Origin of the sequence: Methanobacterium sp. (assembly GCF_016217785.1) — an archaeon.
Lineage (GTDB): Archaea > Methanobacteriota > Methanobacteria > Methanobacteriales > Methanobacteriaceae > Methanobacterium.
Map to the genome: position 1 here is coordinate 38,999 of NZ_JACRGA010000026.1, position 19,922 is coordinate 58,920.

The following is a 19,922-nucleotide window of genomic DNA, read 5'->3' on the forward strand; positions in this document are numbered from 1 at the left end:
TTAGAAAATGAACAACTCAACTTACAGGTGCAACTAAATGATTTCACATATTAAAAAAATGTCCTCATCAACCATATTCCCACTCTTACTACTTCTGACCATTTTATCCCTGGTAGTTTTATCCCCCATCATAACCATGGTGATCTTTGGGGCTATTTTAGCCTACTACGTACGTTTCATCTCCCAGAAAATCAAACCTTACGTTAAATATGATACCCTGGCTATTTTCTTAGGAATGATCCTCCTGACCATCCCTATTGCTATACTCCTGTACTTTACCATCACCCAGATTTTAGGTATTTCCAGTTTACTCTTGGGATCTGTTCAGCAGGCCACTGCAGGAAACTCCACCATGGATCTTAGCCACATCAATGGTGCAGTGGAAAAACTGGGCCTTTCACCGGCTATTACCCAAAACATTGTCGATGCCATAAAATCAGGGATCCTGCAACTCTTATCGGCCATAACCAATTCATTAATCACTATGGTCAGTTCTATCCCTGCTTTAGCTGCTCAAATCCTCATATTGATTTTTTCAATCTTTTATTTTGCCAGAGACGGGGATAAAATAGTTCAATACATAAAAGACGTGGTTCCAGATAAGGATAAAAGTTTTTACAGGGAAGTCCTGGAGGGTGCTGATGATGTCCTAAAAAGCATCATAGTGGGTAACATCATCCCTGCCGCCATACTGGGAATCCTCTCAGGAGTGGTTTACTACTTCCTGGGTTATCCTTACGTGATTCTGTTAGCCATAGTAAGTGGAATTGCAATGTTCATACCTATAATAGGGCCATGGATTGTTTACGGGGTTATTGGGCTTTTCAGCATCCTCACTGGAAACACAGTTCAGGGTGTGCTGGTGATTTTCTTCGGCTGGATAATTGAAACCACCACAGACTTCTACATCCGCCCCCGGATTTCAGTCCAGTACTCGGAGGTCCATCCGCTGGTCTTCCTCCTGGGATTCATCTACGGTGCAGTTACCATGGGCATTCCAGGCCTCTTTATAGGACCATTGATACTGGGAATAACCTATGCCGCCTATAAAGTTTACAGGCAGGAACGAGTAAAATCAAAACAGACACAAGATTAAAGGTAAAATCAAGATATGATCTCAAGATTAAAGTGAAATCAAAAGGGCGTAATGATTAAAATCAGGGCCTAATTTCAAGTCTGGTGATTAAAATAGCAGAAAAAAGAAACACACTCATCTTCATACTTTTTGCACTGACCCTCTTCTACAGTTATTTCCTGATGGAAGCTGATCAAACATTACTTTACCTGTTCCTATTAATCTTTCTGGCCTATAGTTTCATCTCCTTGATTGTTTCACGTAAATATGGTGCCGAAATCAAAGGATGGCCCAGTATAATAAAAGAAAGGGATTACACCTCCTTTGCCCTGGCTATTCCCCAGGCAGGTCTCATGGTGGCAGCAGTAATCACCCTCTACACTGGAATTTACAGTATAATTCTCTTATTAATTGGATTTATATTAATGTTAATGGGAATGGGCTTCAACTTAATGGTTAGGAAAGAGTTAGGTAAAAATTGGGTGCCACTTTCCAAAACAACCGACAAACAGGAACTGGTAATCACTGGTATTTACTCTAAAGTCCGCCATCCATTCTACCTATCCATTTTCATACTGTTTTCAGGAGTTGCCATCATTTCCTTGAATTGGTATGGGTTCTTGTTTTTCGTTTTATTCATATTAGGGTTGGTAATTCGGATAAAAAAGGAAGAAAAAGAATTAATAATCAAATTTGGTGATGAATACTGGGATTACATGCAAAAAACACCCCGGTTAATTCCAAAAATATTATGAGTAGTGGTTAGAGGAGATGGATTTTTGTTGGGGGCGGTAACATCACCAGAACGTAAACATTTTTGGGTTAAAAAATTTGGTTAAAATTTTTTGGTTAAAATGTAACATTTTATTGGTTTTAACGGGCAAATTAATAACAGGGATACCCATGGAATCAGATGATGAAATAAAAAGGCTCGAAAGAGCCCTGGAAGATAAAAACTGCAGTGTAGAAAAACATTCAAGTGTCATGGAAATAACGTTTACTCGAAAAGAGGATGCGGACTGGTTTGAAACTATATTTGAAGATTACCAGCGGGAATCTGCAGTGAGCTGTTTGATGTCCATGCGACCCAGTGGCGCCAATGCAAGGCATAAATTTGTGTTCAATGTTAAAGACATGGATAAATTCATTGAGTTAATCGAAATAGGTAAAAATAAATAAAATTCATAAAAAAATTGGGGACCTTTAACTTTTGTTTCAAGGTTTATTAGCCCTTGGCCAGTTCCCTGCCAATCTTTCTTGCCCGGTCCATAACTTCTTTTTTGTTTTTAACTTCTCCGGGAATCCGGTTTTCCGTTGATGTGAGCATGTCCACCACATTATAACCTAGAAAATCGAACATGTTGCGGGTGTAGTAAAAGTATTCCTTAAACATGTTTTCATCAGGGTTGTTCTGTGAGAATACCAGTGCCATGTCTTTTTGCCCGTATTTTTCCTCAAATCCTGTCTTGAAGTTGGCGAAAAGCCGGTCAGTGAAGAGTTTTGCCTGGGCACTCATCTGCCACATGTAAACAGGGGAACCCAGTACAAAGGCATCGGCCTCCCTTATCTTAGCATAGGCAATCTGCATATCATCACTAGTACCACATTCCCCATTATTTTCCTTACAGTGCATGCATGCCTTACAGGGGGCGATATCCATCTTACTCAAATTTAAAAGTTCAGTTTCTGCTCCAGCTTCACTGGCACCATTTAATATTTCTTCAACCATAATCCCAGTGTTGCTCCCTTCCCGGGGGCTTCCAACAAATCCCACTACCTTCATTTTTCCCAACCTCCTATTTTAACACGTATCTTATGGATTGACTATATTTAATATATTATACTATTTCCCCATTTATGGAAATGGTGTAATCCTTAATGATTATATTCTTTTGAGCCTTTTCCAGGGCACGTTTGACGATTACTTCAATACCCGAGCAGCAGGGAACTTCCATGTGAACGATGGTAATGGATTTTATATCCTGCCTGGTGAAGATCTCACTTAACTTATCCACGTATTCGTCAATGGTCTTATCCAGCTTGGGGCAGAGGATTATCAGAACTTTATCTTTTAGGAACCTTTGATGGAAATTGGCATAGGCAAAGGGCACGCAATCTGCTGTAATGAGAAGATCCGCATTTTTAAGGTAAGGTGCATTGGGATTTAAAAGCTGCAGCTGCACTGGCCAGTTACCTAGTTCTGCACTTAGAATCTGGGGAGATTCCCCACTTCCTGGTTTTGGTTCTGGAACCTGCATCGCAGAACCTGGGCAGCCACAGGCCAGGGGAGCTTCCTCTTCATAATCAGGAATTTCAATATTTTTCTCCTTCAAAAAATCTAAAGCCTCATTCAAGTATTTTGTCTGGCCATGTTCATGAAGATGTTTTAGATGGGCCTTGGTAACGTTAGGGCCGGCTTTTACAATATTTTCCATGACTTTGTATTCATCATATGGTTTAGCTTCTCTTCTTTCAACTTCTATGGCTCCTTCAGGGCAGTCTCCAATACAGGCCCCCAGTCCATCGCAGAAGAGATCACTTATGAGCCGGGCCTTACCATCAATCACTTGCAGTGCACCCTCTGGACACCCAGTAACACAACTACCACAACCATTACATTTTTCTTCATTGATCCGGATAACATCCCTCTCCATAGTAAACCCTCATTTTTTATTACTTTTTTTTATTACAAAATACATGTCTTTTATGAGATCATCCAATTTTTTAGTGACTGAATTATTATATATGATTATAAGTTGAAATAACATTTCATTTACAGGAAAGATCAGTCAATTGGGGTATATGAGACATTTCATTTAGGCAAAGTTTGGGCCAAGTATGATCCTGAAACCGATTATTTATTGAAAAATCATGTGAAATGGTAAAGATATTGGAGTGATAATTTTTGGAATATCCACTCAAGGATCGGTGTAGCTGAAACATAGATAAATTTAATACTGGTTGAACATTATTATTATTCTCTCATATGCCAATTCCCTAACAAAGATTTCCCTCAGCTCTGAGATTGTAAGTCGCCTGTGGGAAGTCTTTTGTTACGGGAAACTTTTTCAATTAGTTCAATTAACCGCATCTTGACAGGCGCTGGCTCATTAAATTAACAAGTACAGCCACTGAAAGCCCTGATAATGCTTAAGAATGCTTAAAAAACGGTTACTTTATTATTCCCTGGAAATTTTTTTGCGGGTGCTTTTGCACCTGGTCTCGCCAGGTGGCGAGGAAGTGAGGCGGAGCCGAATGCCGAGCCAACTAACTCTAAAAATCAATGCATCTTTGATTTATGCAGGTGGTAAAGTTTCGATGAAATTTTATCACCATATTCATGGAGATACACTATTTTAATTGATTATTATAACATATTTTACACATTTAATATATATCATATGGTAGTTTTTTACAGTTCTTGATACCAATATTTCTAGATGCATTGAACAAACTAATAGGAAGTATCAGAAGATTTAAAAACATAATAATATAGATTGGCTTTGTTAGTATTGTAGGAGAACTTAACTTTCAACCTGGCACCTGCAATGATAACAATTTTTCATCACACTTTCCCCCTGGACCTGGTCCAGCCCATGGGGGCTGGATCCTATGCCCCGTTGAGAAAGTTAGGTAAATGGATAATGCCCTGTATTTTTGGATTCATAGGGATAATCAATATTCCACATCTAATAAAACATTAAGAGTTTCATTAACCAGAAATTCCATGTCTTTGGGGTTTATTCTTCCTTTATAATACTTTTTATTTTCATTTACCTTTACTAAATTCTGGTACAAATCATCAGGAGTTGCATTTTTTATTTTTTCCACAGTATCATACTCAGAATTCAGTAACAAGGTTGCAAAAGCAGGATTAACATAACGCAACCGGGAAACATCACAAATCTTTGCTAAAACTAATGTTTCCTCTTCATCAAAACCTAACTCCTTTTTTAACTCGTCCCGATCTTTTTTCAAAGCAACTTTCTGGTAAAGTTGGGGAGTGGTTTTAATATCATTCTTTTCCAGTTTTTCCTTGGTATCAGGAGATAAACCAGGGAAATCTTTTATCTTCCTTGGTTGAGGATGATAACTATTTACTTCCCTTCGGAGAATTGTTAAATAGTCCACTGTTAATCCAGCTAAATCTGAGAATTCTTTAACTTTGTTTTTTGTTTTCAGAACTTGTTGCAGTTGATGTAAATCTTCGATGTTTTGTTTTCTTATAACATTGAAGTTTTTGTCAATGTCTTTTTTGAGTATTTGCTGGCTGGGAAGTAAATTTCTGGACTTTAAGTTCTCTTTGAGTTCGTTTAAACTCATTTTGCTTAAATCAATGTAATATCCCATAAATAACAGCCCCTCAAGGTTTATCTAATTTTTATCAATTTATTTATTTTTTCATTTTTATACATCACGCGAATCAGTGGGATTTCAATGAATTTTGTTGACAGTTTGTTTTTAATTGTATGCCAAAGTCTTTCTATAGGGTTGAGATCTGATGTTGGTAGGCATATGAAGTTTATGTTATGTGATTTAGCTATCTTAGCTATTTTTTACTTGCAACAATCGCAAATCCATCGGACTCAGGATCATAATCGCTACCTGTAACATCCCCATAAACATTATCTATTTTAAACCCATTTTCTTCAAATTCCTGTTTAAGTGATTGTAAACTGAAGTGCTGTAACCAGTTGTAAATGACTTTTTTTTGCCCAGTGGCTTCAATGATTGTGTATTTATCTAGAGTTACCTTTTCCGGGTTATATTTAAAACTGTTAATGAAGCAGTAGTAATCTTCTGAAGACCAGAAATGGTCCATTTGATTTAATTCATAGGTGGCCGATTCTTCTTTTTGATTAAAGTAATTCAAAGAGTAAACATCGAGAATGATTTTCCCATGGGTTTCAAGAAATCTCCTGAATTTGCCCAGCATGATCCTTCTTTGCTGAGGACTCAGGGCACAGTAGTCGCACATGATCATGGTAATTGCATCGAATTTGCCGTCGGTAACAAAATCAAGGTAGTTCTGGTGAATATAATTAACATTCAAATTGAATTTTGCAGATCTTTCCTTGGCATAACCAATGGATCTTTTTGAAAAATCAATTCCAGTCACTTTAATTCCTTTTTTGGCTAATCGATTGGTATAAAGACCTGGACCACAGCCAAAGTCAATTAAGCTAGAATCAGAGTTCAAGTTCAGCAAATTCACCATCCACCAAACTGATTTTTCGATAAACTTAATGTTGCGTGAAGAAACATCAATGGACTCATCCAGATGATACTCTAACATTTTCTGAGAAGTATACTCATCAGTCCAGAGATCTAGGGCTGTATAAAACTCGAAGGGCTTTGGTTTTTTATTTATCTGGTATAATTTGTCAAACATAAAATCACAGGGCTTAATTCATTATTTAAATATTAAAATTCTATATTAATATAATTTGATAATTTAACTCAAAGTAGCAGGTCCAGAACCAAACTTAAATCAGGAAAACAGCCACATCCACACCATTGTTTCTTTAAGCCAAAGAAAAATCCGCCCCAGGGATTTAATTATGTGGTTTTTGGAAGTTGTAGTATTGCTGTTAGTGTGCTAACATTCAATACAAAACCCTTAAAGTACTTACACGCCGGAGGCCGGCTGACGACCGAAGGTCGGCGCAGGGTTCCGGCTAATCACCAAAAACCCGGACATACTTACTCTGAAAACAAATAGTGTAAAAGATAACTTCTCGCCGAGGCCAACTTCGTAATATGCCGATATAACGAAGTACGTTTCATGTAAGAAGAATTTAAAATTAACATTATCCTTTATTAACAAGATATTTCATAGGAAATTTATGGCCATACATTCTTATTAGTAAGATATTAAGGAATTACTTAACAAATTGTGAGTTATGATTGCTAAAATAATGAGAATGAGTTGTTTTTCCTTTTTTGGTTATTATGTTTTTTGGCTTTATTCAGTTCCACAATTCTGACAAAAAGGACTGTATCATTCTCATGTCACTGTTGCATTTACCTACATTAACTCTAAAACCCCTCTAAATGTTTTTTTGACTATTTCTACTAAAAAATTAAAGTTATTAAAAAAAGGGTGAGGTTTTTAGGAAACCTCCTTTAATATTTATGGATTAAGCTTGTGCTTGCAGTTTATACGTCACTATTTGGTCATTTTCATCATCCAAGTAAAGTGTAAATGGTGATGTACCCCCTGCAGGTATTGAATCAAGGCTGGCATATGTTGTATGAGTTGCAACAACTTTACCAGTTGAATCATAACCTGTTCCGCTGATTTCAACGTATTTTTTATCAGTATTATAATTGTTTTGAACTTCCCCCGAAACTATATAATTTCCAATACTATCGCGTCTTGCACTTGAACTTAATACCGTTATGTTTCCTGTTGGTAGTGAAGATGTGCTTACAGATGAAGATGATGAATGTGTTGCAGTTGTTTTATCCGAAGAAATCATCCCTGCCAGCCCTACAATTACTATGAGTCCTACAACACAAACTCCTACAAACATGATCGCTGCTTTCCCACCTGAACTTTGTTTACTCCACCATCCACTTGCTCCACTTTTTGGCTCTTTATTTTTCGATGGTGCAGTTACAGATTCTTTTAATTTTGTACCACAATTCTGACAGAATCCTGCTGAATCTGCATTTACTTTATTACACTTAGGACAAATCTTTGTCATTTAATCGCTCCTATTTTTTTGATAATAAAAAAAAACATCAACTACTAATTATCATCCATTTTATTGCTTTGACTATAATTGCGAGGCCTATACCTCCAATTAACCCTGTTAATAATCTTAACCCATTATTACTCAATCTTAATCCAATTAATTGCGTAAAACCATCTAAAAATGCGGGAATTAACATTATTATTGCGATAAAAATTAAATAAACAGTATACTCTACGTAAACAAAGTAAGCTAAGATAAAATAGGAAAATGCCCCTATATAGAATCCTGTACATCGAGAACAAACAGGAAAATAATGTCCCCTAATTTTAAAGGTTCTTTCAGGGATTCTGTGGCATATTAAATTTGAAAATTTAAATTCTTCATTCTTTACTTCGTGTTTCATAGGCCCCCGCCCAATTTTTGTCTGATAACAATTTTCCAATTAAACAACAATATGCTGTCAGTATACTTAAATGTTACTTTTGGATAATACCAAATATTAAAATTAAATTAAATTAATTTTAATTCCCTTTAATTAACTAAAATCAATGATTTATCTTTTTAAGTGTTATTTAGGGTTTTTTAGACTAATCTAACATGATATGCCATTTGGGAAGTTTTAAAACAAGATATGATCTATGGAGAGTATTATTTTCCATTGGGCTTGAATTTTTTGAATCATATTTGGTGTACATAAGAGTTATATATTACTTAATCATTAAATATATTTATTATAATGCTCGAACGTATGTTAAATAAGTTAAGATTGTTTAATTTTTTAAATAAAGATTATTTAGCCACTTTTAGCGAAAATACGGTACTATTACGAAGTAGCCCCCACTTCTCATAGTTCAGTAAAAAGAACCCCTTACCAAATCATACATTACCCTACCAAACAATAATATTTAGAGAAAACAATCAAATATATAGAAATTCATGGATCCCGATTTAGAGGAGGAATAAAGGTAAAAAACGATTACCATATTTTCAGGGAAATATTCGACAAATCTCCTATGGGGGTGCTTCTTTTTAATGAAGAAGGGGAACTGTTCGATGCTAATGGGTCTGCATTGGAAATAATGGGAATCCATAAATTAAAAGATAGCCCTGAGATTAATTTATTCAATAACCCTCTGATTTCCTTTAAAAAAGAGGAGATTCTCAAAAAGGGGTTAATTAATTTTAAAACTGAACTGGATTTTGAAAATATCAGTGGGGTTTACACTACCGAAAGATCAGGTAATGCAATTGTTGAGGGAACTGTTTCACTCATTGACACTGGATTTTTAGTGCATGTTCAGGAAGACACATCCCAAGAAAAATCAGACAAACTCATTATAAGTGAGGAGAAGTATCGCCGTTTTTTTGAGGATGATCTAACCGGGGACTTCATTGCCACACCAGACGGTAGGGTGATTGAGTGTAACCCTGCTTTTGCAGAGATTTACGGTTTTTCTAACCGTGAAGAGGCTGCCCAATCTAATATTTCATCTTTCAACCAGGAAGACTGGGAAAATCTGATAAAACGCCTTGAAACTGAGCAAAAAATCAGGGGCCACCAGACCACTCACCAAAGAGGAGACGGGAAAAAAATACACATTGTCAGTAATGTTGTGGCCATGTTCAGTGAATCAGGCCAACTCATCCAGGTTAAGGGTTATGTTTTCGATGACACTGAACGTAAAGAAGCTGAAGAAGCTTTAAAATGGAGTGAAGAGAAATACAGGCGTCTTTTTGATGAGGATTTAACCGGGGATTTTATTGCCACTCTTGATGGGGAAATTTTGGAGTGTAACCCTGCCTTTGCGGAGATACATGGGTTTAAAGATGGTGAAGAAGCTGTTGCATCCAATATCTCCCAATTCAACACCAGTGACTGGGAGAATCTTATCAGCCGCCTTAAAAATGAAGGTAAGATCCAGGATTATCAGAGCTGGCAGTTAAGGCCTGATGATAGCAAGATTCACGTTGTTGCTAATGTTGTGGGTATTTTCAATGATCTGGGGGAGATGGTACAAGTTAAAGGTTATGTTTTCGATGACACTGAACGTAAGGAAGCTGAGGAAGCTTTAAAGCATAGTGAGGAGAAGTATCATCGTTTATTTGATGAGGATCTTACTGGGGATTTTATTGCCACTCTTGATGGGAAGATTTTGGAATGTAACCCTGCCTTTGCAGAGATTTACGGTTTTGATACCATTGAAAATGCACTCAAGTGGGATATATCCGAGTCAAACCCCTTTGACTGGCCATACATGGTCACCAGGCTCAAGAGTGAGGGTAAAATCAAGGGATTTCAAAGCTGGCAACGAAGATCTGATTTCATGAGGATCCATGTTGTTGCCAATCTGGTTGGTATCTTCAATGACTCTGAGGAACTCATCCAGGTTAAAGGCTACGTATTTGATGACACTGAACGTAAACAGGCTGAAGAAAAACTTGAAAGTGGAAAACGCCAAATAACTCAGATTTTAGACAGCATACAGGATAGTTTTGTTGCATTGGATAATTTCTGGAACTTTATCTATGTGAACCGATGTGCCGCAGAATATCTGGGAGTTGATGCAGATGATCTTCTGGGACAAAACCTGTGGGAAAGATTCCCTAAACTTGCTGGAACCATCTATGAGACATCCTTCCGTAGGGCAATGAATGAACACGAAGTTCAGCACTTTGAAGCACCCGGAATGCGTAAAACTCAACACTGGTTTGATTTCAGTGTTTACCCGTCAGATGATACCATATCTATATTCTGGAGAAAGATTACTATACACTGAAAGATTACTATACGATAATCCTCTTGAAAAAATCAAACAGATATACAGTCTAAAATAAGATTATTCAAAAAAAAGGTGTTTTATTAAAAAGGGCGTTTATTTTTAATCTATAAAGAAATTTATAATATCTGAGATAATTAGGGGGTGGTTAAAGGTTAAAATAGAGTTATATCTTAATCTTTTTAAAGGTGATCTTGAATAAGGTTCCATTTTCCTGTTCTAGGTTAACGGTGCCTCTTAATTGAGTTATTAACTTATTTATAAACCACATATCCAGTGTATTATTCTGGAGGCCGAAATTTTCTGGAGAAACTTTGACATTATCATAAACTGTCATTGAATAGAATTCACCTTTGTCGGTGATTTTCATTGCGAATTCATCCTTCATTTTGTAAGGATTTTTATGTTTACCCTCTTTAGATTCTTCCAGTTTGGCAGTTAAAAGGCTGCGTTTTATTGAATCACTCACCAGTTCATTGGCTATGATCCCACAGGGAATAGCAGTATTGATATCAAGTAGAATATTATTGATGTCAATATCAACTTGAATGGTATTTTTGTCAATCTCATATGCTCTGAATCGATCTAATATCAGGCTTCTGATGAAAACGCCAAAATCAATGTTCGCGAGATCCTTTGACTGGTAAAGTTTCTTGTGGATTTGAATCATTGATTTAACAGGGTTCTGAATCTCTTTGAAGCGTTCCATTGATTCATCATCAGTGATGTAGTAAGATTGATAATGTATCATGGAATCTATTGTCTGTAAATCGCTTTTGACTCTATGCTGAATTTTTTTAAGGAGCACTTCTTTTTCTTCGGTAGTCTTCACGAATTCCTCTTGTAAGTGTATTTGTTTTGTTACATCTTCAAAGGTCTCAACAGCCCCAATAACATTGCCTTTAGGATTTTTAATTGCATCTACGGTGAAATGTAACCATTTTCCTTTATCACTCATCAATGGGAAGAAAGCCACAGCTTCACAGGAATCCCCTAAAGTTTCGGATTCAGATTTCCCATGATACCTCAACATGAACTTAGATCTATTATTTTTGGTGGTGTACCATTTGGGAATTTCTTCAAGATGCCCATCCACTATGAAATCAGCCATGCATGGTCTTTCATTATCGTAGAATACTTTCCATTGTTTATTGGTGCCCAAAATCTGATCAGCCTTGATCTTACTTAATTTTTCCAATGCACGGTTCCAGTAAATGACATTGTGATCCTTATTTATTACGAATTGGGGAACCGGAGAAACACCCATTATTTCATTCAAATCTATACCACTTTCCTCCAATAATTCTTCTAACTGTTCCCTCTTTGCATTTTCCCTGCGCAGTTCATCGCCATGATCTGAACCGTTTGTGGGTGCTAACATCTTTTTCATTTTCCCAAACCCCATTCCTGTTAATTTTAAAAAATGAATAATGGGTAGAACTTGAGATTCTACCTTCATTTGAAATTCTTTTTTTTATCCAAGCGCTGGTTTTGCAAGTGGGCTCAGTAGAACTATAATGGTTATTATAATTCCGATTATGACTAATGGAACTCCTGCTTTTAGTATTTCCTTAATTTTCACGTACCCTGTTCCGTAGGCCATTGCAACTGTTGGATCGGCCATTGGGAGCATGAAGGATAGTGAACAGGCGATTGCTACTGGTACGGCGTATGTTCCAATTGATAGGTCCTGGGCTGCTGCCAGTGTAACTGATAATGGTACTAATATTGCTGAAAGTGCAATATTGGACATTACCTGGGTTATGCAGACTGCGATTATCATCAGAACCACCGTGATAAGGAGGGTTGATGGATCACTTCCCAACATACTTACAATATCAGATATAAGCCAGTTTGCTGCACCAGTATTCAGTAATGCTGCTCCAAGGCTTAAAGCTCCTCCGAAGAAGACTATTAATCCCCAGTCAACACCATTCTGCGCATCTTTCCAGTCAAGTACTTTGAATATAAAGAATAGCACAGCACCTATTAAAGCAATGGAATAACTGTTTAGCCCGGTTAAACCTGTGGTAACCCATAATCCAATGGTGAATAAGAGTATAGCCAATGAAATTTTTTCTACTTTTGTCATTGGCCCTAATGATTCTAATTTATTGGTTATGGTTTCTGTCCCACCCACTATTCCCTTGATTTCTGGTTTGAACATTCTACCCAGTAGCTTCCAGATGACAAACATCATAATAATTGCCAGAGGGAACCCGAAGATCATCCAATCAACAAATGGGATGTTAGTGTAAGCTGCTGCCATCAGGTTGGGTGCGGTACCTATTTCTGTACCGAATCCTCCTGCGAGTGAACCGTAGGATGCACCGAGTACCATGGCTTTTGCAAAGTTACTTTTACCCTTTTCAGGGTCATCAACACCCATTAACGGAATAATTTCCTTGACGATGGGGAGTAACATTGCAAATGCCACCACGTTTTCAATCCAGGCGGATAAAATTCCGGTGGAGAACACTGCCACGAAAAGACTTCGATCTGGACTGGTACCAAACTTATTGAGCATGGAGTATGTTAAACGTGTGGCTAAACCGCTTTTACGGATTGCCTCGGCAATAATAAAACCACCAATCATCAGGAAGATAATTGGGTTTGCAAAACCAATTACAGCATCATTAAAACTTTCAACGCCAATTATTGGCTGTACGAAGAGTATTATCAAAGAAGTAACTGCTAAATGAACTGCTTCGGTGGCCCACATTATAACGGCGAATACGAGTAATGCAATTGCTGCATGGCCAGGATAGCTTAAACCGTTCATTGGGATTAGCATTATCACTATAAATGCAATTATAGCTAATGGCATTCCCCAAACTTTTAAGTTTATGTTCGTTTATAAGCCTCCCTTTATTTAACAGGTAACCTAGAACCATAACCTAATATATACTTATTTTATAATGTTTAATCATTATATAATATTTGTTTTTTTTATGGATAATAAATTCCGGGTTGAATCATGTATCAAACATGTGTCGGTACTAAATTTGTAGATTTATGATAATCTTACTTTAGAAGATAATCTTTACTTTGAAAACTTTTTCACTTGAATAATTGTATCCAAATTAAATTCATATGAAATGGGAACAACTTTATAATTCTCGAAAACTAATCACATAACACAAAAATAAGAGGTTAAAAAAAATATGAACTGGGATCTGTGGACTGCCATTTTATCAATAATAGTAGTGGCTATTGGATTGTATGAAATTTTTGGATTAGGGCAATACACCTGGACTACCTATCTTAGCACCTTCCTGTTTGCTTTGGTATTTATAATAAGTCTTAATAACCTGAGAAATTCGCAGTGACAATTTAGATTTGAGGTGATTTCATCAACTGGATTTGAGTTTTAGAATATTATTTAGTATACATTCTAAGGAATAGTTTATACACAAAAAGAGTCAGGATTTATACCACAAAAAGAGTCAGGATAGCCTACATTAAAAAAAATAAAAAAATAAGTAGTGAAAGATTATCTTCTAATCTTCCACCTTAACTTGTGTTTTTGCAGTTTGTACCGTCACAGTTTTCAGTACCTGCGTTACCGTTTCCCTGGCCGTACTGGTACTGGTGGCTCTGGTCACCGTTTGAGGTTCCTGAAGCACTGTTTCCCTGGCCGTACTGGTACTTGTGTTGATCTCCGTCACAACTTCCACAGTTTTCACCAGCAGAATCACAGGATCCCTGCTTGGACTGATCTCTATCATGATTCTGGTTGCCAGTACAGTTTTGGTCCTGGGTTTGGTCGGTAGTGGTGGTGGTGTTAGTTTCATTCAATGCAAAGGCAGGAACTACGCTTATCATCATCACCAGTGCACAAATTAATGCTGCTTTTTTTGGAATTTTAACCATATTTTTTCACCTCCATGGTGTCTGTGCATTAACATAATGCCTTGATGGGATAAATGGTTATTCCAAGTTTATACCCAGATCGCACCCATTTTCCACCATGAACATACCCAGAATTCAATATAAAACCTAAATATTCATTATAATCTTAAAATAAATAATTGGGTATGATTATGGAAAGATTTGGGTGAAATCTTGGAATAATTACTTTTATATAGTTGATCTATTTAGTAGTGTAGTGTGAATTCAGGTCTTAAAATAGATTTGAACCGTGTTTTAAATCTTAAATAGTTTTAAAATTTTTTATAATATTTTATTCATTTAAAGACCTGCACTATAATCCTAAAAACAGAATTTAAACAACTTATAATTAGAAAAAAATTTTTCGGGGGAGCAATTATGGTTTATGATATGATCTTACCGGCCTTGCCTTTCATAGGGGGCTATTTATTCACTTACAGTCTATACAAAATGAAGTTAGTCAAAAAAGCCTTGCACGTTAACATATGGAACTTTATTGTTGGAGCAGCATTCCTGATATCTGCAGGTGCAGGTTTCATTCTACTGTTATTCATGGAATTCGGGGTGAAATTACCCATCAATCCGCAGTTACTTTACTGGCATGTTGAACTGGGTATAACCCTGGCTCTGGTAACTATTTTCCACATCCACACCTACTGGAAGTCCGCCAGGACCACGTTCTTCCCGGCTAAAAGGAGGGTGAAAGCATGATGGGAAAATTATCTAAAATATCAAAGAATAATTTAAAATCTGCTTTGACAAAGGAAAACATAAAATCCAAATTGGAAAGTGTACCATTTAAAGAAAAACTCCTGGTAGTCGGTTCTACAATTCCTTTCATAGCTGCCAGTACCATGTCTTCTTCATGTGCAACCACCTGTCCCTATGGGATGGTTAATGATCCTTTCCCTGGGCAGTGTTCTAGATATATGGATGTGGGTGGGGATGGTATATGTGATTTCTCCCAGGCAACACCAGTTACTACTGACACTTCAGCCACTACCACCGATGATACCACTACCACTACTACTGACAGTGGACATGGAAACGGAGTGAATGCAGAGGACACAGTACCGGATCAAGTCGATGCAAACGCCACCACAGTTCAGGATTCGCCCAGTTTAGACTCTGGAAACCTTAATGGTGATACAAACAATTACTTTGTCCTGCCTATAAGCTTGCTGATTATAGGAGGATACCTCATCACCCATTTCCTGTTTAAAAAGGGAATCTTAAAACGGAATAAGCATCGTAGGATATGGAATCTACTCCTTACTGCAGGGTACCTGGGAAGTGGGGGTACTGGGGTTATTCTGACCCTGCTGATAACTATGGGTATAAGAACGGCCTTGAATCCTTCTTTAACCTTTTGGCACGTGGAACTATCAATTTTGATGGTGGTGGGAACGCTGATCCACCTTCACATATACCGGAAACCTTTCAGGAACATGTTTAGGGTGCTTTTTGGATTCCAATCAAATTCAAGGAAGAACCCGAGTAGGGTAAAAGGGACATCAAAATAGATGTTCATTATTTATTTTTTTTAGAATCTTAATTTCTCTTTAGGCGCCCATTTAATTACTTTTTTAGAATCTTTAATTATTTTTAAGAACAATCTTTTAATTACTCTTTTTAGAACCTTAATTACTCCTTTTAAGAAACTTATATGCATTTTTAAGAAACGCTGTGGTCTTGATTTTCTTTTTTAGGATGCCATTTTTAACCCAGCATACTGATTCTACAGGGGAAAATTGATTTCCTGGGAGGTAGGGTGAGGGATGGTGATCTCCCTGATGGGTGGTTAGAATGGCACCGGTTTTGGAAGTGGTAATAGGATGAAAAATCTACTGTAGAAAAGAATTACCTTCAAAGCATCCCTTGGCTATGTTATCTAACTTTTTGGGGAATAAATTCACAAACAGGTATAAATGATGGTGAGGGTTTTGTTATAATAAGATTGTAATTGACCTATCAAAAAAAATCATGAATAAACACCAAATGAATAAAGATCAATATAAATGTCCTGAATTAGACTTTTTATATAAATGTCTCTCTTAACTAAATCCTAATTGGTAGTGGTATAAATTGGTGTGCGGGGGAGTAAATCATGAATATAACTTCAGAAAGAGTTAATGGTGTGTTAATAATAACACCGGAAGGCCGAATGGATGCTTACGGTGCTTTGGAATTGAATGAAGCCATGGAAACTCTTATCTCAGATACAGATTTAGTGGTTATTTTTAATATGGCGGATGTGAGTTACCTGAGCAGTGGTGGTATCCGAAGTCTGCTTGGAACCGAGAGAACCCTGAAAGATAAGGGTGGAGGCACATATCTTTGCAATTTGAATCCCTATCCTCTGGATGTTCTAAAAATGGCAGGTTTCGACCAGATATTTTCCCTACAACCTACCATAAATGATGCACTGGGCTTACAATCAACCGAAATGACTCAAAAACCGGTGAAATGGGATGATCTCCCTCACTATGATAATGAACAAATTTCTTTAACTATTTTAGAAGCATCAACCACTGATTCAAAATTGAAGGTTGTTGGTGATATTTCAAAGGTACTTAACTCCCAGTTAGGGGAAAATGATATATATTCACGGAAATTCTCAGACACAGAATACTCCATAGGCCTGGGAGGGCTGGGTGAGAAGATGAAGGACTTCCTGGAGATCATGGGGGAAATGATCACCATTGGAGGCACCATGGTATGGCTCCCCACTGATGGACATGACACTCCTGATTTCCTGATCCCGGCGACAGACACGGGTATGGTCACAATCCACACTGGATTTAACGTGGCTCTTGATGGAGATTTTCATGATATCATATTTGCAGAATCTAAAAGTAGTGAAGGATTCACTATGGATGAACTGTACTCATCCCTCTTTGAGATGACCCGGGAAATGAAACCTGTATTTAAAGGAATTATTAGTGTAGCAATGCAGGCTGATATTGGGGAATTTTACAGATCAGGGATTAAAATATCTCCTATAGAAAAATTCACCCCTAAAAATCATGAAATGATCATGCATCCGGATAATATTCAGTCATGGATGAATATAAGCACTAAGCCAATGTTTCAGGGTGAAACCATGGTTAGTTTTGGGGTGGGTGTTGATCTGGAAAGCGATCTATCTGCTTTTGATGAAGATGTACTGGGATCCCTATTTTACATGCACCCGGCCAACATTGGAAATAAGGAAATGTTACTCCATAATCATGCAGTGGTATTCAAACACATTCCCCTTGAGAAAAATAAGGATCTGGATGGGGAGATTCGAAAAATTGTTCAGAATGGAGAATTCATGGACATGAGCCATCTTCTGGATAATTCTAGGATGAAGGGTGCTTTAATTGGTGTTTCCTATATATCGGACATTGTTTTTGAAAAAAACCAGGAAATAATGGTACATGGTGAATGTGAAAGATGGAATGATACCTTTAAAGAGATAACCGGTAAGATGTTCCCTGATTCTGCGGAAATTCTCCTAACTCCCATAACCGGCGGGTATAGTGGTTCGGCAGTGTTCAAGGTGGATGCCTGGGATCGCTCCGGTAGAAAAGAGATGCCATTTGTAATGAAACTGGGGCCATGGTACGAGTTAGGGGACGAGTTCAGAGGATATGAAGACCATGTGAAACGTTACATACAGAATAACGCCACACAGATCATAGATCATCGTAAAATAGGAGAATACGGTGGAATATTATACAACTTTGTGGGTATAAATGGAAGAGAAAGCACCATAAAAACCATGGAAGATTACTATGATTCCCATGACACCGGAGAGGTTCTAACTGCCCTGGATAAACTCTTTAGAAACGTGCTTAGAAGCTGGTATGGGCAGCCAAAGCTAAAGGAACTGTTCCTTTATGAGGAATACGACTTTTTCTTCCAGTATGATAATATAAAACGTTTCTCATTGGAGAAATTCGGAGTCACCTCTGATGATATGTATGTTGAACTCCCCTATAACTTGGGGCAATCTGTAAATCCACTTTACTTTGTAGAGCATGTCATGGATAAACGCCAATCCCAGGCAGTAAGTGCCTATGAAACCTCCACCCACGGTGACCTGAACCTGAGAAACGTGCTCATGGATGATGATCTCAACATGTGGCTCATAGACTTTGCCTCCACCCGGTATTCGCATATCCTCCGTGATGTGGTTAAACTGGAAACTGCATTTAAACTGGAATCTGTGGATATAGATTCTGAAGAAAAATTAAAGTACATCCTGGCATTGGAAGAACAGTTTATTGATGCTGAAAATCTCAGTGATATACCACAGATACCTCTTCAATCCACTGATATCATAGATTTTGATAATTCGGATGTTATCAAGGCATTTCAGTGTATACGAAGGGTAAGGGAGTACGGTAACATGATAACCCTTTTAGATGAAGACATATCCCAGTATCTTCTGGGACTATTATCCTACACTTTATCAGCGGTTTCATTCATCAGTCTAAATGATTATGAGAAGGAATACGCCTGGATATCCTCGTCTTTAATCTGTCAGAAGTTGATTTAGATTTGATTGGGGTTGGATATCCTATTCATTCATCCCAGTTTATATAACTTTGATAAATACTTTTTTGGTGTTTTAAATGAAAAAATGGCTAACCACAAGTGGCTGCACAATTTACCATATTACACAAGGCACAAGCAATTCTTACCTGGTTTTAGATGGGGATGATTCAGTTTTAGTCGACACAGGCTATAGGAGATCAAGGGATACTCTTAGGGAAAAACTGGATGATCTACTGGGTGGAAGAGATTTATCCTGGCTGGTTTTAACCCACACTCATTATGATCATGCTGAAAACGCAGCAATGGTAAAAAAGCATTATAATGCTCGGATTGTTGTCCATAAAGATGGGGCAGAGCATCTTAAGCAGGGCTGCTCACCCATCCCCTGTGGCACCAACCTCATCACCCGCTTACTGGTGGGTGTGGGGAGGAAAATAAACAGAATCAGTCGGTATGAGTCCGCAAACCCGGACATTCTGGTGGATGATAACTATCATTTAACCCCTCATTCCTATCTTCTGCACACACCTGGCCATACTGAAGGTTCAATGAGTTTGATTGTGGATGGTGAGGTTGCCCTGGTGGGGGATGCCATGTTCGGTGTTTTCAGTTGGTCCATATTTCCTCCTTTTGCCAATGATGTCCCTACCATGAAAAAAAGCTGGAATAAACTCATTAAAACAGGGTGTGCGATATTTTTACCGGGTCATGGTACTCCTAACAGCAGAGAATTAGTAATAAAACAGTGTGAGAAGTACGAAGGGACAGTTTAAAAATTCACTCACATTATGGTTTTATCTTGAATTTAACAATTATCTTGAATTAATAGTTATCTTGTATTTAATATTACTATTTTTATAATTCTCATCTTTGATGAGTTAAGTTTATAAGGATTCTCATCAATTTATTTATATATTGATATATTTGGATATA

General features: G+C 37.4%; 17 protein-coding genes. 8 read left to right on the plus strand and 9 right to left on the minus strand.

Translation table 11 applies throughout. The annotated features are described in order from the left end of the window. Positions 1–37: 37 nt before the first annotated feature. The 3 genes from HY987_RS11100 to HY987_RS11110 all read left to right on the plus strand — a co-directional run bounded on the left by HY987_RS11100 (position 38) and on the right by HY987_RS11110 (position 2,254). On the plus strand, positions 38–1,096 hold the full coding sequence (locus HY987_RS11100) for an AI-2E family transporter (RefSeq protein ID WP_292758553.1): 1,059 nt from the start codon (positions 38–40) through the stop codon (positions 1,094–1,096). 83 nt (positions 1,097–1,179) lie between these two features. Then, positions 1,180–1,830 (plus strand): isoprenylcysteine carboxylmethyltransferase family protein, encoded by a 651-nt coding sequence (locus HY987_RS11105; protein WP_292758556.1) that lies wholly within the window; start codon positions 1,180–1,182, stop codon positions 1,828–1,830. 148 nt (positions 1,831–1,978) lie between these two features. Beyond that, positions 1,979–2,254: a hypothetical protein gene (locus tag HY987_RS11110; RefSeq protein ID WP_292758559.1), complete on the plus strand. Its 276-nt coding sequence runs from the start codon at positions 1,979–1,981 to the stop codon at positions 2,252–2,254. A 46-nt stretch (positions 2,255–2,300) separates the two neighbouring features. Here the strand turns inward: HY987_RS11110 and HY987_RS11115 are convergent, their stop codons facing one another. The 6 genes from HY987_RS11115 to HY987_RS11140 form a co-directional block, all read right to left on the minus strand. Then, a complete protein-coding gene (locus HY987_RS11115; protein ID WP_292758562.1) occupies positions 2,301–2,858 on the minus strand; it encodes a flavodoxin family protein in 558 nt (185 codons plus the stop codon). A 55-nt stretch (positions 2,859–2,913) separates the two neighbouring features. Beyond that, positions 2,914–3,729 carry an ATP-binding protein gene (locus HY987_RS11120; protein WP_292758564.1) on the minus strand — a complete coding sequence of 272 codons (816 nt, stop codon included), beginning with the start codon at positions 3,727–3,729 and terminating at the stop codon, positions 2,914–2,916. A gap of 1,021 nt (positions 3,730–4,750) precedes the next feature. Beyond that, positions 4,751–5,425, minus strand: a complete 675-nt coding sequence (locus HY987_RS11125; RefSeq protein ID WP_292758567.1) for a DUF4332 domain-containing protein — start codon at positions 5,423–5,425, stop codon at positions 4,751–4,753. A gap of 199 nt (positions 5,426–5,624) precedes the next feature. After that, positions 5,625–6,467, minus strand: a complete 843-nt coding sequence (locus tag HY987_RS11130) for a class I SAM-dependent methyltransferase (RefSeq protein WP_292758570.1) — start codon at positions 6,465–6,467, stop codon at positions 5,625–5,627. Positions 6,468–7,215: 748 nt separating this feature from the next. Then, positions 7,216–7,785 carry a DUF3426 domain-containing protein gene (locus HY987_RS11135; RefSeq protein WP_292758573.1) on the minus strand — a complete coding sequence of 190 codons (570 nt, stop codon included), beginning with the start codon at positions 7,783–7,785 and terminating at the stop codon, positions 7,216–7,218. Between the two features lie 37 nt (positions 7,786–7,822). Further along, positions 7,823–8,179 (minus strand): DUF2085 domain-containing protein, encoded by a 357-nt coding sequence (locus HY987_RS11140; protein WP_292758576.1) that lies wholly within the window; start codon positions 8,177–8,179, stop codon positions 7,823–7,825. 592 nt (positions 8,180–8,771) lie between these two features. Here HY987_RS11140 and HY987_RS11145 point away from each other — a divergent pair. After that, the gene (locus tag HY987_RS11145) at positions 8,772–10,553 is read left to right on the plus strand and encodes a PAS domain-containing protein (protein WP_292758750.1); all 1,782 of its coding nucleotides are present in this window, start codon (positions 8,772–8,774) and stop codon (positions 10,551–10,553) included. Between the two features lie 166 nt (positions 10,554–10,719). Here the strand turns inward: HY987_RS11145 and HY987_RS11150 are convergent, their stop codons facing one another. The 3 genes from HY987_RS11150 to HY987_RS11160 form a co-directional block, all read right to left on the minus strand. Continuing rightward, positions 10,720–11,943 (minus strand): histidine kinase dimerization/phosphoacceptor domain -containing protein, encoded by a 1,224-nt coding sequence (locus HY987_RS11150; RefSeq protein ID WP_292758579.1) that lies wholly within the window; start codon positions 11,941–11,943, stop codon positions 10,720–10,722. Positions 11,944–12,027: 84 nt separating this feature from the next. Continuing rightward, the gene (locus tag HY987_RS11155) at positions 12,028–13,380 is read right to left on the minus strand and encodes a DASS family sodium-coupled anion symporter (RefSeq protein WP_292758581.1); all 1,353 of its coding nucleotides are present in this window, start codon (positions 13,378–13,380) and stop codon (positions 12,028–12,030) included. A 686-nt stretch (positions 13,381–14,066) separates the two neighbouring features. Next, complete coding sequence (locus HY987_RS11160) at positions 14,067–14,426, minus strand: hypothetical protein (RefSeq protein WP_292758584.1); 360 nt, start codon at positions 14,424–14,426, stop codon at positions 14,067–14,069. A gap of 396 nt (positions 14,427–14,822) precedes the next feature. On the opposite strand from HY987_RS11160, the gene HY987_RS11165 reads away from it, so the two are divergent. From HY987_RS11165 to HY987_RS11180, 4 genes are all read left to right on the plus strand, one after another. Beyond that, the gene (locus HY987_RS11165; protein WP_292758586.1) at positions 14,823–15,155 is read left to right on the plus strand and encodes a hypothetical protein; all 333 of its coding nucleotides are present in this window, start codon (positions 14,823–14,825) and stop codon (positions 15,153–15,155) included. After that, on the plus strand, positions 15,152–15,967 hold the full coding sequence (locus tag HY987_RS11170; RefSeq protein WP_292758588.1) for a hypothetical protein: 816 nt from the start codon (positions 15,152–15,154) through the stop codon (positions 15,965–15,967). The genes HY987_RS11165 and HY987_RS11170 overlap by 4 nt, the downstream gene beginning before the upstream one ends. Before the next feature lie 584 nt (positions 15,968–16,551). After that, a complete protein-coding gene (locus HY987_RS11175) occupies positions 16,552–18,990 on the plus strand; it encodes an anti-sigma factor antagonist (protein ID WP_292758591.1) in 2,439 nt (812 codons plus the stop codon). Positions 18,991–19,066: 76 nt separating this feature from the next. After that, positions 19,067–19,762: an MBL fold metallo-hydrolase gene (locus HY987_RS11180; RefSeq protein ID WP_292758594.1), complete on the plus strand. Its 696-nt coding sequence runs from the start codon at positions 19,067–19,069 to the stop codon at positions 19,760–19,762. Positions 19,763–19,922: the final 160 nt, after the last annotated feature.

Coding starts and splice junctions, on each gene's coding strand:
- HY987_RS11180 (WP_292758594.1), top strand. CDS start 19,067: ATGAAAAAATGGCTAACCACAAGTGGCTGCACAATTTACCATATTACA.
- HY987_RS11120 (WP_292758564.1), bottom strand. CDS start 3,729: ATGGAGAGGGATGTTATCCGGATCAATGAAGAAAAATGTAATGGTTGT.
- HY987_RS11130 (WP_292758570.1), bottom strand. CDS start 6,467: ATGTTTGACAAATTATACCAGATAAATAAAAAACCAAAGCCCTTCGAG.
- HY987_RS11135 (WP_292758573.1), bottom strand. CDS start 7,785: ATGACAAAGATTTGTCCTAAGTGTAATAAAGTAAATGCAGATTCAGCA.
- HY987_RS11150 (WP_292758579.1), bottom strand. CDS start 11,943: ATGAAAAAGATGTTAGCACCCACAAACGGTTCAGATCATGGCGATGAA.
- HY987_RS11100 (WP_292758553.1), top strand. CDS start 38: ATGATTTCACATATTAAAAAAATGTCCTCATCAACCATATTCCCACTC.
- HY987_RS11125 (WP_292758567.1), bottom strand. CDS start 5,425: ATGGGATATTACATTGATTTAAGCAAAATGAGTTTAAACGAACTCAAA.
- HY987_RS11155 (WP_292758581.1), bottom strand. CDS start 13,380: ATGCCATTAGCTATAATTGCATTTATAGTGATAATGCTAATCCCAATG.
- HY987_RS11165 (WP_292758586.1), top strand. CDS start 14,823: ATGGTTTATGATATGATCTTACCGGCCTTGCCTTTCATAGGGGGCTAT.
- HY987_RS11175 (WP_292758591.1), top strand. CDS start 16,552: ATGAATATAACTTCAGAAAGAGTTAATGGTGTGTTAATAATAACACCG.
- HY987_RS11160 (WP_292758584.1), bottom strand. CDS start 14,426: ATGGTTAAAATTCCAAAAAAAGCAGCATTAATTTGTGCACTGGTGATG.
- HY987_RS11170 (WP_292758588.1), top strand. CDS start 15,152: ATGATGGGAAAATTATCTAAAATATCAAAGAATAATTTAAAATCTGCT.
- HY987_RS11115 (WP_292758562.1), bottom strand. CDS start 2,858: ATGAAGGTAGTGGGATTTGTTGGAAGCCCCCGGGAAGGGAGCAACACT.
- HY987_RS11140 (WP_292758576.1), bottom strand. CDS start 8,179: ATGAAACACGAAGTAAAGAATGAAGAATTTAAATTTTCAAATTTAATA.
- HY987_RS11110 (WP_292758559.1), top strand. CDS start 1,979: ATGGAATCAGATGATGAAATAAAAAGGCTCGAAAGAGCCCTGGAAGAT.